The organism is Nonomuraea sp. LP-02, from assembly GCF_036289125.1.
GTDB lineage: Bacteria > Actinomycetota > Actinomycetes > Streptosporangiales > Streptosporangiaceae > Nonomuraea > Nonomuraea bangladeshensis.
This window is the reverse complement of the sequence record NZ_JAXCLK010000002.1, coordinates 481,229-497,037: the sequence shown is the minus strand read 5'-3', so window position 1 is coordinate 497,037 and position 15,809 is coordinate 481,229. Positions and strand designations below refer to the sequence as shown.

The 15,809-nt window shown below is 70.4% G+C and carries 13 protein-coding genes; 8 read left to right on the top strand and 5 right to left on the bottom strand.

The window, feature by feature from the left end:
* Positions 1-15: 15 nt before the first annotated feature.
* From SMD20_RS45540 to SMD20_RS45530, 3 genes are all read right to left on the bottom strand, one after another.
* The gene (locus SMD20_RS45540) at positions 16-2,331 is read right to left on the bottom strand and encodes a heavy metal translocating P-type ATPase (RefSeq protein ID WP_329593717.1); all 2,316 of its coding nucleotides are present in this window, start codon (positions 2,329-2,331) and stop codon (positions 16-18) included.
* 138 nt (positions 2,332-2,469) lie between these two features.
* Complete coding sequence (locus SMD20_RS45535; protein ID WP_329593714.1) at positions 2,470-3,420, bottom strand: M56 family metallopeptidase; 951 nt, start codon at positions 3,418-3,420, stop codon at positions 2,470-2,472.
* Positions 3,417-3,788, bottom strand: a complete 372-nt coding sequence (locus tag SMD20_RS45530) for a BlaI/MecI/CopY family transcriptional regulator (RefSeq protein ID WP_329593712.1) — start codon at positions 3,786-3,788, stop codon at positions 3,417-3,419. The genes SMD20_RS45535 and SMD20_RS45530 overlap by 4 nt, the downstream gene beginning before the upstream one ends.
* 171 nt (positions 3,789-3,959) lie before the next feature.
* Between SMD20_RS45530 and SMD20_RS45525 the strand changes: the two genes are divergently transcribed.
* The 7 genes from SMD20_RS45525 (at position 3,960) to SMD20_RS45495 (ending at position 11,821) form a co-directional block, all read left to right on the top strand.
* Positions 3,960-4,349, top strand: coding sequence for a hypothetical protein (locus SMD20_RS45525; RefSeq protein WP_329593710.1), 390 nt, complete (start codon positions 3,960-3,962; stop codon positions 4,347-4,349).
* Between the two features lie 82 nt (positions 4,350-4,431).
* The gene (locus SMD20_RS45520; protein ID WP_329593708.1) at positions 4,432-5,040 is read left to right on the top strand and encodes a DUF305 domain-containing protein; all 609 of its coding nucleotides are present in this window, start codon (positions 4,432-4,434) and stop codon (positions 5,038-5,040) included.
* 106 nt (positions 5,041-5,146) lie between these two features.
* Positions 5,147-5,665 (top strand): carboxymuconolactone decarboxylase family protein, encoded by a 519-nt coding sequence (locus SMD20_RS45515; RefSeq protein WP_329593705.1) that lies wholly within the window; start codon positions 5,147-5,149, stop codon positions 5,663-5,665.
* 107 nt (positions 5,666-5,772) lie between these two features.
* A complete protein-coding gene (locus SMD20_RS45510; RefSeq protein ID WP_329593703.1) occupies positions 5,773-8,601 on the top strand; it encodes a helix-turn-helix transcriptional regulator in 2,829 nt (942 codons plus the stop codon).
* A 95-nt stretch (positions 8,602-8,696) separates the two neighbouring features.
* Positions 8,697-10,226, top strand: coding sequence for an MFS transporter (locus tag SMD20_RS45505; protein WP_329593700.1), 1,530 nt, complete (start codon positions 8,697-8,699; stop codon positions 10,224-10,226).
* 14 nt (positions 10,227-10,240) lie between these two features.
* Positions 10,241-10,711, top strand: a complete 471-nt coding sequence (locus SMD20_RS45500) for a GNAT family N-acetyltransferase (RefSeq protein ID WP_329593698.1) — start codon at positions 10,241-10,243, stop codon at positions 10,709-10,711.
* Between the two features lie 756 nt (positions 10,712-11,467).
* A complete protein-coding gene (locus SMD20_RS45495) occupies positions 11,468-11,821 on the top strand; it encodes a hypothetical protein (protein WP_329593696.1) in 354 nt (117 codons plus the stop codon).
* 168 nt (positions 11,822-11,989) lie between these two features.
* On the opposite strand, the gene SMD20_RS45490 is transcribed toward SMD20_RS45495, so the two are convergent.
* On the bottom strand, positions 11,990-13,915 hold the full coding sequence (locus tag SMD20_RS45490) for a HEAT repeat domain-containing protein (RefSeq protein ID WP_329593694.1): 1,926 nt from the start codon (positions 13,913-13,915) through the stop codon (positions 11,990-11,992).
* Between the two features lie 162 nt (positions 13,916-14,077).
* Between SMD20_RS45490 and SMD20_RS45485 the strand changes: the two genes are divergently transcribed.
* The gene (locus tag SMD20_RS45485) at positions 14,078-14,305 is read left to right on the top strand and encodes a hypothetical protein (RefSeq protein ID WP_329593693.1); all 228 of its coding nucleotides are present in this window, start codon (positions 14,078-14,080) and stop codon (positions 14,303-14,305) included.
* Between the two features lie 334 nt (positions 14,306-14,639).
* Here the strand turns inward: SMD20_RS45485 and SMD20_RS45480 are convergent, their stop codons facing one another.
* On the bottom strand, positions 14,640-15,506 hold the full coding sequence (locus tag SMD20_RS45480; RefSeq protein ID WP_329593691.1) for an SCO6745 family protein: 867 nt from the start codon (positions 15,504-15,506) through the stop codon (positions 14,640-14,642).
* Positions 15,507-15,809: the final 303 nt, after the last annotated feature.

Sequence of the window (15,809 nt, the reverse complement as noted above, 5' to 3'; positions counted from 1 at the left end):
CGACAACGCCCGCGCTCACCGGGAGGGCAGCCGCAAGCCCTTCAGAGCGAGGGCGTTGACGGCGACGATCACGCTTGATCCCGACATGGACAGCGCCGCGATCTCGGGACGGAGCATGAGCCCGAACGCCGGCTCGAACACCCCGGCGGCGATGGGCAGCGCGAGCGTGTTGTAGCCGATCGCCCAGCCCAGGTTCTGCCGCATCTTGCGCAACGTGCCCCGGCCGATCCGCAGCGCCGTGGGCACGTCCAGCGGATCGGAACGCATCAGCACCACGTCGGCCGTCTCGATGGCCACGTCGGTGCCGGCGCCGATGGCGATGCCCAGGTCGGCCTGGGCCAGCGCCGGGGCGTCGTTGACGCCGTCGCCCACCATGGCGACCTTACGCCCGCCGGCCTGGAGCTCGGCCACCTTGGCCGCCTTGTCTCCCGGCAGGACCTCGGCGATGACGGTGTCGATGCCGAGTTGCCCGGCGATCCGTTCGGCGGTCGAGGTGTTGTCGCCCGTGAGCATCACCACCTCGACACCCAGCTCGTGCAACGCCTCCACAGCCGCGGCGGAGGTCTCCCGGGCCGCGTCCGCGATGCCGATGACTCCGGCGGCCGTGCCGTCGACGGCGACTATGACGGCGGTCCGGCCGCCCTCGGCCAGCTCCTGCCGTCTGCCCGCCATAGCCCCGAGTGCGACGCCTTCACGCTCCAGCAGCCGCCGGTTGCCGACCACCACCTTGCGCCCGCTCACCTCCGCGATGGCGCCATGGCCGGGTACGTTCTCGAAACGCTCGGCTCGGGCGGGGGCCACACCCGAGCCGTCGGCATGCCGGACGATGGCCTCGGCCAGCGGGTGCTCCGACTCCCGCTCCACGGCGGCGACCAGCCGCAGGAACTCCTCGTCGGTCAGCGTGTCATCGACGACCACATCGGTGACCTCCGGCTCGCCTCTGGTCAGGGTGCCGGTCTTGTCCATCACCACGACCTGGATGCGAGCCGAGGTCTCCAGCGCCATCGCGTTCTTGAACAGCACGCCCCGCTTGGCCCCCAGGCCCGTGCCCACCATGATCGCGGTGGGCGTCGCCAGGCCGAGGGCGTCCGGGCAGGTGATGACCACGACCGTGATCGCGAAGAGGATCGCGACGCTGAACGGCTGACCGGCCAGTAGCAGCCAGGCGGCGAAGGTGAGACCGCCCCCGATCAGTGCGACGAGGACGAGCCAGAACGCCGCCCGGTCGGCCAGCCGCTGCCCCGGCGCTTTGGAGTTCTGCGCCTGCTGGACGAGCTGCACGATCTGCGCCAGGGCGGTGTCCGATCCGACCTTGGTCGCGCGCACCCGCAGCGTGCCGTTGCGATTGATGGTGGCGCCGATGACGACCGAGCCCGCTTCCTTGTGCACCGGCAGGCTCTCGCCGGTGACCATCGACTCGTCGACCTCGCTCTGGCCCTCCTCCACGGTGCCGTCCACCGGGACCTTCGCGCCCGGCCGCACCAGCAGCAGGTCACCGGCCACGACGTCGGCGGTCGGGACCTCGACCGGTTCGCCGTCGCGGATCACGGTGGCCTTGGGCGGCGCGAGATCGAGCAGCGCGCGGATGGCGTCGTTGGCGCCGCCCCTGGCACGCATCTCGAACCAGTGGCCGAGCAGGACGAAGGCGGCCAGCACCGTGGCGGCCTCGTAGAACACCTCGCCGCCGCCGGTGAGGGTGACGATCAGGGAGTACGACCAGCCGGCGCCCACGGCCACCGCGACGAGCACCATCATGTCGAGAGTGCGGGCCCGGAGCGCGCGTACGGCACCGTCGAAGAAGATCCAGCACGAATAGAAGATCACCGGCAGGCTGAGCAGCAAGGCCCAGATGTCCTGGCGCAGGCCGAACGGCACGGGCAGACGCAGCCCGAAGACCTCGGTGCCGATCGGCGACCACAAGACGATCGGGATGGAGAAGAGCGCGGCCACCAGGAACCGGTTGCGCATGTCGGCCACCATCGCGGCCATCGACATCCCGGCATGTTGTTCGTGGCCGGCCGCCCTCGCGGCTGACGGGCCGGGCTCGGCCATCGGGTCGCAGATGTGCGAGGGCACCGACTGCCCGGCGCAGTGGTAGCCGCAGTCGATCACCCACGTCCGGAGTTCGGCGACCGAGGTGCGGCGCGGATCGAAGCTCACGGTCGCCGTCTGGCCGACGGGGTTGGCCTCCACGTGGATCACGCCGGGTCGCCGGCCGAGAACCGCCACGACGACGTTCTGCTCGGAGGCCCAGTGCGGCCCGCTGACGTCCAAGACCGCGGTGCTGACCTGTCCGGCATCGCCATGGCGGGCCGGGACGGTGTCGCTCATTTTCCTCTCCTCCCCGACTGAACACCCACCTCACGTGTTGTGCATCACTACTGCTCCCGATCGTAGGCTGAGCCGATATCTCACACGGTTCAGGGCAGGGAAGTCCGATAGCGCTCTACTATTGGCGCTCGTAGGACGTTAGAGGGTGAGGAAGGAGTGGCAGTGATGGGCGAGGAACGCGGCCACTCCCGGCGCCATGGCCAGCATGGCAGGACCGGCGAGCAGGGACGAGACCGCGAGGAGCCCGGCGACACGTTCCCGGCGGCCGAGGGGCTCCTGCGGATGGAGCATGCGGCGGACGCGGGTCAGCGCCGTCTCGCCGCCCGCACCGAGCGCGAAGGCCGGAACCTTGCCCGTCGCGAGGCCGACCAGCGCCGCCGCGATGTGAATACGCGAGTGGCGGCTTGCCGCGACGTCGTCGGCCAGCAGCTCCACCAGCCGCGCCACCTCCACACGCGCCTGCTCGAACAGAGGCAGGCGGGGAAAGGCGCGAACCAGGGCTTCGGCGGCGGCGAGCACCAGGTGGTGGCGTCCGCGCAGGTGCGCCCGCTCGTGTGCGAGAACGGCGGCGACCTGCTCGGGGGCGAGTGAGCGCAGCGCTCCGGTGGTGATGACCGCGTGGCCGTTGCGGCCTGGCAGGCAGTACGCCAGGCGCTCGTCGTAGTCGACCACGAGCGCGTCAAGGCCGAGATCGTGCCTGCCGACCAGGGAAAGGGCCTCGGCGTGCCTGCGACGTTCGCGGCCGGCACGGAGCAGGACCGCCGCGCCCATGTAGGCGATCCGGATCAGGACGAGGCCGCCGACGGCGAGGCCCGCCCGGGTGCGGGCCGAGCTGAGCGTCGCCTCGTCCTCGAACATGGCGGCGCAGGCCTCGAACAGCCCGGCCAGGCCGTGCCCGACCACCGAGGCGGGCACGGCGGCGGCGAACGCCGACAGCAGCGCCGATGCGACCGCCGAGGCGCCTGCCGCCTGCCACATGGCGATCGCCAGCCGTGGCGCGCGATCCGTCCATGCGGCACGCTTCAGCAGCCTCGGCAGGAACAGGACCGCCAGCACGCTGTACAGGGCGAGGGCGATCGCCACCGTCATGAGCTGCGGCCCCCGAGCGGGTACACCTGGAGCGCCGCCTCCAAAGCGGTCGTCTCTTCCGGGGTGAGCCGCTCCAGGAAGTGCACCAGCGTGGCCGCCTGGTTGCCGCTCCCGGCCAGCGACGCGCGCATCACGTCGGCGGTGTAGGCCTCTTTCGACGACACCGCCTCGTAGATGTAGGCGCGGCCGACCGGTTGACGCTTGAGCAGGCCCTTGGTGTGCAGCTTGTCCATCACGGTCATGACGGTCGTGTAGGCCAAGGTGCGCTCCTGCTGGAGGTGTTCGAGGACGTCTCGTACCGAGGCCGGACGCCTGATGGCCCACATGTGGTCCATGATCGTGGACTCGAGCTCTCCCAGGCCACGCATCCTTCGACCGTCCCTTCGCCTGCGACCTCGTCAATGCTACCGGCGATCGTAGATGTGTGGCCTGGGGGCCTCCTTGTCACGCCAGGGAGTCCAGACCAGGGGCTACGATGCACGTTAGTACACTGACAGGGGCCACGACGTGCCGATAACCTGCGAGGGGCGGTGGGATCTATGCGACGGCGCCGTGGGATGCACGCCGTACGTGCCGTCCTGCTCGTGCTCCTCGCCCTGGGCGTCTGCGGCATGCACACCCTCGGGCACACAGACGGCCGGCATGGTGGCGGACACGCCGCAGAGATGGCCTCGCCACCTCTTGCCGTCGTTGCCGACGGGTTCCAGGCGGTCACGCCCCATCCGGCGATGCCGGGGTTCGACCCGACGGACGTCTGCCTGGCCATCCTGGCGTCACTCGTCGTCCTGCTGCTGAGCGCCGCCTGGACCAGAGCCGGACGGAGCAGCCAGACCTCAGGCGGGATGCTGTCGCCGACCCGGCAGGTCGCGCGGCCTCCACCGAAACTGACGTCCCGGCGTCTGGCCACTCTCTCGACGTTGCGCATATAGGCCGACATCCCACGCGGACAGGCATTCCAGTCTGTCGCGCACAGGTCGACGGTTCCCGCAAACACCGAGAGAAGAACGAGCCATGCGTACCAATCGCAAGATGTCCGTCGCCGTCGCCGCAGGGGCTCTCGCCCTGGTGGCCGCCTGTGGAGGGAACGGCGACACCACGGCCGGGCATGAAGGGATGGCGAGCAGCGGCGCATCGGCCGCCGCCACTGCCGGCGCGCAGCCCTCCGCGGCGTTCAACGACGCGGACGTCATGTTCGCGCAGATGATGATCCCGCACCACGAGCAGGCGGTCGAGATGGCCGACCTCGCGCCGGCACGCGCGGCCGACCCGGAGATCAAGGAGCTCGCCACGAAGATCAAGGCGGCCCAGGACCCGGAGATCCAGACGATGAAGGGCTGGCTGGCGGGGTGGGGCAAGCCCGCACCCGAGGGCGGCATGGGCCACGACATGCCCGGCATCATGTCCGAGGAGGACATGACCAAGCTCAAGGCCGCCAAGGGGAAGGAGTTCGACAAGCTGTTCGCGCAGCAGATGATCGCCCACCATGACGGCGCGATCGAGATGGCCCGCACCGAGCAGGCCAACGGCTCGAACCCGCAGGCCAAAGAGCTGGCCAGGACCGTAGAGACCACGCAGCAGGCCGAAGTGGAGCAGCTGCGGAAGATTCTCGACCGGCTCTGACATCATGACGGCCCGTCCGAGCGCGGGAGCGCGCTCGGACGGACCGTCCCGGTCGGTCTTTATACGGTAGGGGGGTATAGTACATCGGGAGCCTTGAGGAGGACATATGCGACGTCTCGTCCCGCTTGAGCCCGCCGGCGCACCGGGCAGGTCCAAGGAGCTGCTGAACGACATCCTCGACAGGAGAGGCAGTGTGGGAGAGATGGTCGCCACCATGGCGCACTCGCCGGCGCTGCTCGAGGGTTACCTGAACCTCTCGCGTGCCATGAAGCGGGTCAAGCTGCCCCGCGCCCTCAGCGAGAAGGTGTCGCTCGCCGTCCAGGAGTGGATCGGATGCGGCACCTGCATGCAGGCGCACGTCGAGGCGGGGCGTGCGGCCGGGCTCAGCGAGGCCGACATCGCCCTGGCCCGGCAGGGCACCTCCACCGACGCCAGAGAGGCGGCCCTGATCGCCGTCGCCGTACGGGTGCTGGCCGAGCCGTCCTCCATCACCGACGCGGATGTCGCCGGCCTCCGGGCGCACGGCTGGAGCGACCGCGTCATCGCGGAGATCGTCGGCGTGGTCGCACTCAACCTGCTGACCGGGGCCTTCAACCTCCTGGCAGGCCTGCAACCAGCGAACTGAGGGGCGGCATGCTGCCCTGCGTCCGCCTTCTGCGAGCGCCGCCGCTCGCGTCACGGTGATCTCGTCCTTGTCCGCGCGGCCGTCCCGGGTACGACGGTAGGAGAGCCATGGCTGTAACCGCATCCGCGAAGTCGCCGGTCCCGGCGAGGCATGCCCGCGTCGTCGCAGGTGCCGGTGCTTCTCACGCCCGGCGGGTGCTGGGCAGGGACCACGAGCTCCGGCTGCTCGAGTCGTTGCTCCGGAACGCCGCCCAGGGCCGTGGCGGCGGAGTGATCCTGCAGGGCGAGCCCGGCATCGGCAAGACCGCGCTGCTGTCCTGCGCCGAGGAACGGGCCGCCGGCTTCCAGGTCCTGCGCGCCGTCGGTGCCGAGCCGGAGTCCGATCTCGCGTACGCGACGCTGCACCAACTCCTCCTGCCCGTGCTCGGCCAGGTCAACGGGCTGCCGGGCCCGCAGGCGCAGGCCCTGGACGTGCTGTTCGGGCGCACGCACGGAACACCGCCCGACCCGTTCCTGGTCGCCCTGTCGACCCTGTCGGTGCTGTCCCTGCTGGCCGGCGAGCAGCCGGTGCTGTGCGTCGTCGACGACGCGCACTGGGCGGACCAGCCGACGCTGAAGACCCTGGCATTCGTCGCCCGCCGCCTGTCCGACGAGCCTGTCGTGCTGGTGTTCGCCGAACGGGCCGACGAGGGTAACGGTGCCGATCTGCCCGACCTGCGCCGCGTCCCGCTCATGGGCCTGGACCGGGAATCGGCCAAGGCCCTGCTCGCCGAGCGGCGGCTGACCGGCAGCGAACAGAACCGCCTGCTGGCCGTCACCGGCGGCAACCCGCTGGCCCTCATCGAGCTCGCCGGACAGCCGTTACCCGTGGAGGGCATGCACGAGCCGCCGGCCCTGCATGACGAGTTGCGGCGATCGTTCCTGGCCAAGGTCCAGGCACGGCACGCCGGGTCGTTGCCGCTGCTCCAGCTGATCGCCGCCGACGGCTCGGGCAGCCTCAACGGCTTCGAACGGGCCGCCGCTTCGCTGCGGGTGGACACCGGCCCGCTGCACCGGGCCGAGCTCGACGAGCTGCTGTCCTACGACGGGACACGGCTGGTGTTCCGGCATCCGCTGATCCGGTCCGCGATCTATCACAGCGCCGGCGCCGATCGGCGGGCGGCCATCCATCGCGCCCTCGCCGCGGCTTTCGACGGCCCGGCCGACCAGCATCGCCGCGCCTGGCACCTCGGTCAGGCCGCGGTCGGCCCCGACGAGCAGGCCGCCGAGCAGCTCGAACGCTCGGCCGAGCAGGTGGCTTCGCGCGGCGGCCCGGCCGCGGCCATGGCCGCGCTGTCGCGAGCGGCCGAGCTCACCGCGGACGACCGGCGCCGGGGACGGCGGCTTTGGACCGCCGCGCACGCCGCCCTGCACGGCGGGTTCACCGCGAGGGCCATGGAACTGCTCGACCGCGCCGAGCGCGAACCCCACCTGGACGAGGCCGACCGGATCCCGCTGGCGGTGATGCGCGCCATCGTGGCCGAGTTCGCCGGCTCTCCCGAGGACGCGCTGGCCCTCATCCGTTCATGGATCCCGCACGTACTGCGCCTTGACCGGCGTCGTTTCGCCGCGACCGTGGCGATGTACGCCGACCTCGGTACCCGTACCCGCCGCTCCGAGGTCTGGGCCGACCTCGCCGGCTGGCTCCAGGGGATCCCGCTGGCGCCGGACGATCCGGCGGACGCGGTGCTGCTGCTCCTGCGCCACGCCGGCCAGGCCCGTACCGATCAGAACCCCGCGATCGTGCGATGGGACGGCGCCGCGCTCGACGCGCTCACCGATCCGATCCTGATGACCATGGCCGGCGCTGTGGCACGCGGGCTCGGTGACCACGAGCTGGGCAGACGCCTGTACCACGACGCCGGACAGCTCGCACGCGTCGGCGGATCACTCGGGGCGCTGGCGTGGAATCTGGAGTATCAAGCCGCCGACGAGCTCGCGCGCGGCAGGCTCGGGCTTGCCGAGGCCCACGCGGAGGAGGGCCACCAGTTCGCCGTCGAGGTCGGCCAGCCGAGCACGGCCTGCCGCAACCGGGGCCTGCTCGCCGTGTGTGCGGCCATGCGCGGCCGCCCGGACGCCGCCGAACTGGCCGCCGGCGTGCTTGCCGAGGCGAGTGAGCGCAGGCTGCCCGACGCGATGGGCCATGCCTGGCGGGCACTCGGCCTCATCGAGCTGGCCGCCGGCAGGTACCACGAAGCTGTCCGGCACTTCGAGGCGATCGGCGACTGGGACGCCGGCACGCCCGCCGACCTCGTCATGGGGGTCGTCCCCGACCTCGTCGAGGCCCTGGTCCGCGTCGGCGAGCGGGACCGGGCCGCCGCTGCCGCGGCGCGCCACGAACAGTGGAGCCGGCACACCGCCTCACCCGAGCAGGCCGCCCTCGCCGCCCGCTGCCGGGCGCTGCTCTCCACCGGCGGCACCGCCGAGGAGCACTTCGCGGAAAGCCTGCGCGTCGGCTCCGGCTTCTCACTGGAGCACGCCAGGACACACCTGCTGCTCGGCGAGCAACTGCGCAGGAACCGGCAGCGTGTACGGGCCCAGCACCACCTGCGCGCCGCGGCCGAGACGTTCCACCGCCTCGGCGCGCTCGCCTGGGAGGAGCGGGTGCGGGGCGAGCTGCGCGCCGCCGGCGAGTCTGCGCGGCCCCATGACGCAAGCGCCTTGAGCACGCTCACCCCGCAGGAGCTGCGCATCACCCTGGCCGTCGGCGAAGGACTGACGAACCGGGAGATCGCCGCCCAGCTCTTCCTCAGCCCACGGACCGTGGACTACCACCTGCGCAAGGTCTTCCAGAAAGCCGGCATCACCTCGCGCGCCGAGCTCATGCGGCTGGTCCTCGCCGAGCGCCCGAACGGACACGGACCGGCCCAGCGCCGCCGGGACCGGCGGGTTCACTGATTCGGCGACCGCCCCAGCCTTCCTAACGTTGGCGCGGTCACGTCCGGGCGGTCCGACAGACCCGCCGGACCACTCCCGACCGAAGGAACACACTCATGTCATCCGTGGACATCGACGACGTCCGGCGTGCCGGGCCCAGACAATGGGCGGGGCTGGTGGTGCTGGTCCTGCCCGCCCTGTTGCTGTTCATGATGCTCACCATCCTGTTCCTGGCCATCCCCCAGCTGGCCGCGGACCTGAAGCCGAGCAGCACCCAAGCGCTGTGGATCATCGACATCTACGGCTTCCTGATGGCCGGCCTCCTGGTCACCATGGGCACCTTGGGAGACCGCATCGGCCACCGCCGGCTGCTGATCTCCGGCGCCGCCGTCTTCGCCGTCGTATCGTTGATCGCCGCCAACACCTCCGACCCCGCCTTGATGATCGTCTGGCGAGCGCTGCTGGGCGTCGCCGCGGCCACCCAGATGCCCGCCACCCTCGGCCTGATCTTCAGCACGTTCGCCGACCCCCGGCAGCGCGGCATCGCGGTCGGCATCTGGTCGGGCGGCATCTCCGTCGGCACCGGTCTCGGCCCGGTGATCGGCGGGGCGCTGCTGGAGGCGTTCTCCTGGCGCGCGGCCTTCCTGGTCGCGGTGCCCATCATGGCGATCGTCGCGATCGGCGCCCCGCTGCTGCTGCCCAACCCCCGCAACCCGGCCGCCGGCAGCCCCGACCTGTTCAGCGTGCTGCTGTCGCTGGCGACCCTGCTGCCGATCGTCTACGGCGTCAAGGAGCTGGCCAGGCCGGACTCGCTCCTGCCCGCACTGGCCGGCATCGCGCTCGGGCTGGCGTTCGGCGCCTGGTTCCTCGTCCGCCAGCTCCGCCTGCCCGAGCCGCTGCTGGACGTGCGGCTGTTCGCCAACCGCACGGTCAGCGGCGCGCTGAGCGTCTTCCTGCTCGCCGCGACCGCGCTCGGCGGCATCTACCTGCTGTTCACCCAATACCTGCAACTCGTCGAGGGGCTCTCGCCGCTGCGGGCCGGGCTCTGGGTGCTGCCCGGGGCGGCCCTGCTGGTGGTGGTCTCCACGCTCTCACCCGTCCTGGTACGGCGCATCCGCCCCGGCCACCTGATCGCCGCCGGGCTGGCCGTGCAGGTGATCGGTTACCTGATGCTCACCCAGGTCCACGTCGCGGGCGGGCTGCCACTGCTGGTCGCCGGCTTCATGGTGCTCTATCCCGCCGTCGCGCCGTCCATGGCGCTGACCACCAACCTCGTCGTCGGCTCGGTGCCACCGCAGAAGGCGGGAGCGGCCTCCGGACTGGCCACCACCTGCAGCGACCTGGGCATCTCGCTCGGCATCGCCGTCATCGGCAGCATCGGCGCCGTCGTCTACCGATCCCAGGCCGCCACCGCGCTGCCCAGCGATCTGCCGCCCGAGGCCGCCGCGGCCAGTCGCGACAGCCTCGACGGGGCGGTGTCGGCAGCCCAAGGGCTCCCGGCCGACCTCGCCGCGTCGGTGCTCACCTCCGCCCATGAGGCGTTCGCCGGCGGGCTCAACGTGGCGGCCGTCGTCGCGGCCGTCATCGCGGCCGGCGCCGCAGTCCTGGCGCTCCTCCGGCTCCGTCATGTTCCTCCCACCGGTTGAAAGAGGTGTCCGTCGTGGTGTCCATCCGTCGTGCGACGGCCGCCGACGCAGCGACCGTTCATGCGTTGATGTGCGAGCTCGCCGGGCATCAGGGCCAGCGGTCCGCGGTCAGCGTGAGCGTCGACCGCATGCGCGAACTGCTCGCGCGCCCCGAGATCACCTACTTGATCGCGGAGCGGAACGGGCGCGCGATCGGTTATGTGTCCTGGCTCGTGCGGGTCAGCCTGTGGTCGGGCGGCGACTATCTCGCGCTGGACGACCTCTTCGTCCGCGAGGGGGAGCGCGGCCACGGGGTGGGGGAGCGGCTGATGGGCGCCGTCGCCGAGGTCGCGGACGGCCGGGTGATCCGATGGGAGGTCGCCGCGGCGAACGAGGCGGCACAACGCTTCTACCAGCGCATCGGAGCCGGCCTGATCCCCAAGATGATCTGCCGCTGGCAGGTCGAGGCCGGCGCTGCCGCAGAGTCGTGGCACGCCGGCCATTGAACGGCTTTCGCCGGAAGAACTCCTCTTTGGGAGACACTGTTGGCCAAGTGCCGACGCGCGTTCAGGTGCCGGGACGCTGGGACAGATGATCTACTGTACCTATGGGATTATGCCGCTCGATTCGCCCGCTCAGGGGGCTCCGCGCGACGGGCGCCTTGATGCTTTTGGGGGCCGGTCTGATGGGCTGCACCCCCGGCCACGAGGGCATGTAGGGTGGCGGCCAGGTATGTATCGACCGGGCGAACCGGGAGAACGCACTTTATCTGCAGGCGGTCAGCGCTGTTCTGCCATCAGCCAAGCGGGTGAGTGTCGACGAGTGGAACGGATGCGACTCCACCGACAACGGCGCCTCACTGTCCGTTCTGGTAGACCCGCAACTCCGGCGTGATCAGTTGTGGAAGGCGTTCGTCAAGGCAGGGTGGTCGCCGGCCTCGCAGGCATGCACTCCAAGCTGCACCAGATTTCAGCTTGTCCACCAGATGGACAAGCGGCTCGTCGGGATCGCTTTCGAAGAGTCTACTGGTGACACCTCTCAAGGAACCCGACGAGGGGGCCTGTGGGTCATTTTGGCCGCGGCCGACTCCTGCTGGGGCGACGACGGGTACCGGTGCGGATAGGCGCGTGATTTGCCGGTGAATGTCCGTCTGCTGTCCTGGCCCAGGCCCTTCCCGCACGCGAAACTCAAGTCAGCCCGCCTTTCGGGTCAACAGAAACGGACGCGAATCTGTGCTGTTACATCGAAAGAAGGAGACAATCGTGCGTGCGAAATTCATGCGGATAGGGCAGGTGGCCATCGCCGCGGCCGCGACGGCCCTTGCCATGACCGCACCTGCGCAAGCCCATTCGTTCAGAATCGGAAACTCCTGGGGGTTCGCAGAGATCAGCTCCAACCACGCGGAGCTGGAGGTCTGCAGAATCCTCGGAAACTGGCCCGATTCCGACGTCTGGGGCACGGTGCGGTACAGCGGAGGCACGCTCATCCGCTATGACGCGCCCACCCGCAGCGGCTTGTGCTATCCCCACACCCTGAGGTCCAATCCCACCGACGTCAGGTTCTGCTGGCGGCCTTCCGGCACGAACAACCAGTGCACGGCGTGGAGGGCCGTCTGACAGCCGCTGAAGCGGGGACAGCGCCGGTCGGACGACCGGCGCTGTCCCCTTCTGGCGTATTCCGGGTCGACGATCGGACGATTCCGGCGGCGATCGTGTACGTGGCCACCACCGGGTGCGCCTGCTGGAACTGTCTGTTCTTCCGACGCTATGAAGCGCCACGCGGGTTCAGGTGCATGAAATCCGCTCTGCGAGCAGGGCCCGCAGCTCCAGGTCCTCGCTGATCGCGGTGACGCCGCCCCAGTAGCTGTGGCGGCGGTCGTCGGCCAGGACATCCCTCATGATGGCGAGATGGCCTCCTGGTAGATCGTCGATGCCTGCGAGGGCACGGGCGGCGGCCGACGCGACGGGGAGCGGGCGGCCTTCGAGTAGTTCGGCGATGGGGCGAATCAGGATGTGGGCGCCCTCGCCCGGGTCGCCGGTGATCTTGATGAGGGCGTGGGCGGCCTCGTGCGCCGTCCAGGGGTCGAGGGCCTTGGCCAGAAGCCGCAGCGTTGGAACGTGGGCAGTGGCGTGGGGGCCGAGGTCGCCGAGACGGCGCGAGACGTGATGGTCCTCGCCGAGGCGAGGGCCGAGGATCCGCAGGGCGGGCTCGGGATCTCCGGTTACCTGGAAGTGCGCCCATGCGATCTCGATGAGCGTCCGCCGCTCGCTCGTGCCGAGTAGCCGTTCCAGTTCGGGGGCGGCTTGCGCTGCTCGGGGGCCGATCGCGCCGACTACTCCGGCGGCCCGGCCCCACTCGTCGCGGTCGAGGAGCGCGGTCAGCTCGGGGACGACCCGCGCGACCCCGTCGGCCCGCGCAGCGGCCCACGCCGCGAGGATTTCCAGCAGGGACCGCTGGAGGTCGTCGGCGGAGTCCGGCCGCAGGTGCGGGGCGACCGCGGGGATCAAGGAGTCCACCCAGGGTGCGCAGGGCGTCAGCAGCTCCGCGAGCGAGGGCGCGCCTGGCCAGAAGCTGAGCTTCCCGGCGCGCCGTGCGTGGAGCGTGAAGGCGGTCTTCCGCTGGGTGAGCTGGCCGAGGAGGCCGAGGAGGCCGGGGACAGCACGGTCGTCGCCAGACCAGGCCAGACCCCATACCGCGATGTTCCCCGTGGGCCCGTCCAGGTGGGCGGCCATGAGGTCGGCGTCGTGAGCGGCCTCGCGACGGGCGTGCGCGGCGAGGACTCCCAGGGCGGCAGCCGGATCTTCCAAGGTGTCCACGCAACCTCGCAGCGCGGCGAGCAGGCCGGGCGCGCGCGTGTGGACGAGCGCTTCGCATGCGGCGCTGACGGCCGCGACGCGCAGGCGCTGTTCGGGGCGGGCGAGCAGGGCGACACAGACCGATTCGGTGCTGCGCCGGTCGAGGTTGCGCAGCACGTTCGCGGTCGCGTGGTCGGGGTCGCGCGAGGCGAGGTTGCTGTGTGGAAGCGGGACGGGTTCAGCGACGAGGCCGGCGATGATCGGGGTGGTGGGAACCGGGCGGCCAGGGAGCGCCCTGGCCAGAGCAAGGGTTGCGTATGTCGCGTGGTGGGCGTCGGCGCCGTTTTCCTGGTCGCGGAGGAATATGAGGACTTCGGGCAGGACGGCTGCCGAAAGACGCTCCACGAGACTGCCGAGGGCGAGCAGCGCGTCGGTTCGGACGGAGGCGTCGCGGTCGGGCCACCCAGAGACGAGCGCCCGGGCAACCTCGTCAGGGTCTTGGGTGTCTTCGCCAAGAGCCCAGATCGCGCCCGTCCGGACGGCAGGGTCCTGATCATGGAGCAGGGCGAGCAGGCCTGGGCGCGCCCGCGCCCAGGCCTGAGGCCAGCCCGCGGCCACGAAGCGGGCGTCGGCCACCGCAGCCGTCCCCGCGAGGCGCGCGATGATCTCCAACACCTCCGGGCGGCACGGGACGCGCGGCGACCCGGCGGCCTCCATGAGGAACGGCAGAATCGCCGGTGCGGCTGTGCAGACGAAACCGCCCTGGTGGTGGAGTTCGTTGAGGAGCTCGTCGGCTGCCTCGAACGCTTCGTCGCCGGCGAGGAGGGACCACAGGAGGGCGGGAACATCGCAGCGGCCCCCGTAAGCGTAGGTGAGCTCGCCCCACCGGACGTCGTCAACGCCCTCAAAGGTCACATGACGACGATATCGCCTGGCCTGATCGCGAAGTTGTGGCGTGGCCTTGCTCTGCTGACCACTTCTGATATTGCGAGGGCCATGTGGGGCGGCAGCACCAAGCGATACCGGAGACGTTCACCACGGTCCACGCCGCCTACCGTCCGCGACTACAAGACCCACATGAAGACCGTCCTCGGCCGGGCGTCGAACACCGTGAACGCTCATCTGACCGCGCTGGACCACTTCTTCGCCCAGCTCGGGCTCGGCCCCGCTGTGGTGCGTCGCGATGACGCCCCCAAGCTCGCGCCCCGCGCCCTGGACGCACGCCAGCAGAAGCGGTACCTACGTGCCGTCGAACGGCGGCCACTGGCCCGCGATCTACAATGTAAAGCCCAGCCATCTGTATGAACCCACCACAACCAACGCACCGCACGCCCCTCTCCCACCACACCGGGCACGGCTCCTCATCATCGACAGCGGGAATCCTGTCCACATGTCCGGCCATCCGGTGGTTCACGCTGACCACGACGAGGTCGCCTGTCATGACGAAGGACGCTGTCGATACGCGCGGTTCCGTTGTCGGCGACGTTCGCACCGCCATGGATGCGGAACCTGGCCGGCGCTGAGCCGCCAGGATCTGACCCGCGCGGGCCATCCGCTGAGAGAACCACATCGGCTGACAGAGGTTCCGGTGAGCGGCGGTCTCGCGGGAGTGACGTCGCTTGGTTCGGTGGGACGATGATCAGTCCGTTTGCGGCGTTCGGAGATCCCGGGAGTTGCGAGCCGCGGCCCAGGACATCAGCTCGGCCGCCACTTGTTTGCTCCAGGGGCGCGCCAGGATGCACAGTTCTTGACAGCGATCGTCGCCGAGCGCGGCGTAGGGGGCCGTGCTCATACGGTCGGTCGCCTCTTCGATCCCCTCACGTTCCCTGCGGCCCTGCTCGGTCAAGGAGCCGTCGCGGAGCCAGCCACGTTCCTCCAGCCTGCTCTCAGCGGCCGCCCAGTCGGTCTCGGTCCAGCCGCGGGTGACCCGGAGCGTCTCGGCCGGGACGGCACCGGTGGCGGCGTGGGTGACGAGGGCCTCGATCCCACTGAGCCCGGCGGCCAGCAGGGCGGCCAGATGGCCGTCACCGCGAAACTCGCGCAGCAAGGTCGCGGCATGCCAGAGAACCAGGTGCGGAGCGGTGGGCCAGGGCAGTGCGGCGTGCGCGGCGTACAGAGGCCGCCCGCTCAGCTCGCCCGAGATCGCTTGGGCCGCCTCGCGGGCCAGCGTGGCGGCATGCGACATCTCCGGCGAATCGACCACGTCGCCAAGCACCTGGCGCAAGGTCGTATCGACTGCCTTCAGCCGGGCGTCCAGGATGTCGGCTGGGGAAGCGAGGTGCCATGCGGCCGGTATCGCCTGATGTACCACCTGCGGATTGAAGTTGTAGAAAGTGGCGATCACCGCCTCCGCGGGAACCGGGCCGAATGCAGCCGCCCTGGATGCGAAGTAACCCATCCGTCCGGTCAGTCCGAGCCGCTTGTAAGCGGCGTCCGCCTCCGGAGAGAAGTAGATCATGCCGTGCAACGGCTCCAGCGTCCGCCAGGTGCGGCGTTCCAGCGTCATGCCAGGCGAAAATACCGACCGGTTGGTACCTTGTCCACCTTCCTTGAAGCTCACCTCAGGTTCAAGTTCCTGCCGAAAGTTGCAGCGCCTGCAGCCGCACAGTGTGCTCGCGGCGCCGGGCCGCCGACGACTGCTGCCCGGATGTGCTGGTGGTCGTCTTGGTCGGGCTGTTTCGGATGCGGCCGGAGGCCACGACGGCTACCACCGGGGGTCGGCGCGTACCAATGCTCGGCGAGCTTGCCGCGCCTCGGTCCGCTGTGCGGATTGCTCCATTGTCGGGACGTTCCAGTCACTACAGAGTGG

What these genes read in the sequence shown, in the direction of transcription:
- SMD20_RS45535 (WP_329593714.1), bottom strand. Translation starts at nt 3,420, where the DNA reads ATGACGGTGGCGATCGCCCTCGCCCTGTACAGCGTGCTGGCGGTCCTG.
- SMD20_RS45485 (WP_329593693.1), top strand. Translation starts at nt 14,078, where the DNA reads ATGAAGACCGTCCTCGGCCGGGCGTCGAACACCGTGAACGCTCATCTG.
- SMD20_RS45520 (WP_329593708.1), top strand. Translation starts at nt 4,432, where the DNA reads ATGCGTACCAATCGCAAGATGTCCGTCGCCGTCGCCGCAGGGGCTCTC.
- SMD20_RS45540 (WP_329593717.1), bottom strand. Translation starts at nt 2,331, where the DNA reads ATGAGCGACACCGTCCCGGCCCGCCATGGCGATGCCGGACAGGTCAGC.
- SMD20_RS45505 (WP_329593700.1), top strand. Translation starts at nt 8,697, where the DNA reads ATGTCATCCGTGGACATCGACGACGTCCGGCGTGCCGGGCCCAGACAA.
- SMD20_RS45515 (WP_329593705.1), top strand. Translation starts at nt 5,147, where the DNA reads ATGCGACGTCTCGTCCCGCTTGAGCCCGCCGGCGCACCGGGCAGGTCC.
- SMD20_RS45510 (WP_329593703.1), top strand. Translation starts at nt 5,773, where the DNA reads ATGGCTGTAACCGCATCCGCGAAGTCGCCGGTCCCGGCGAGGCATGCC.
- SMD20_RS45480 (WP_329593691.1), bottom strand. Translation starts at nt 15,506, where the DNA reads ATGACGCTGGAACGCCGCACCTGGCGGACGCTGGAGCCGTTGCACGGC.
- SMD20_RS45530 (WP_329593712.1), bottom strand. Translation starts at nt 3,788, where the DNA reads ATGCGTGGCCTGGGAGAGCTCGAGTCCACGATCATGGACCACATGTGG.
- SMD20_RS45525 (WP_329593710.1), top strand. Translation starts at nt 3,960, where the DNA reads ATGCGACGGCGCCGTGGGATGCACGCCGTACGTGCCGTCCTGCTCGTG.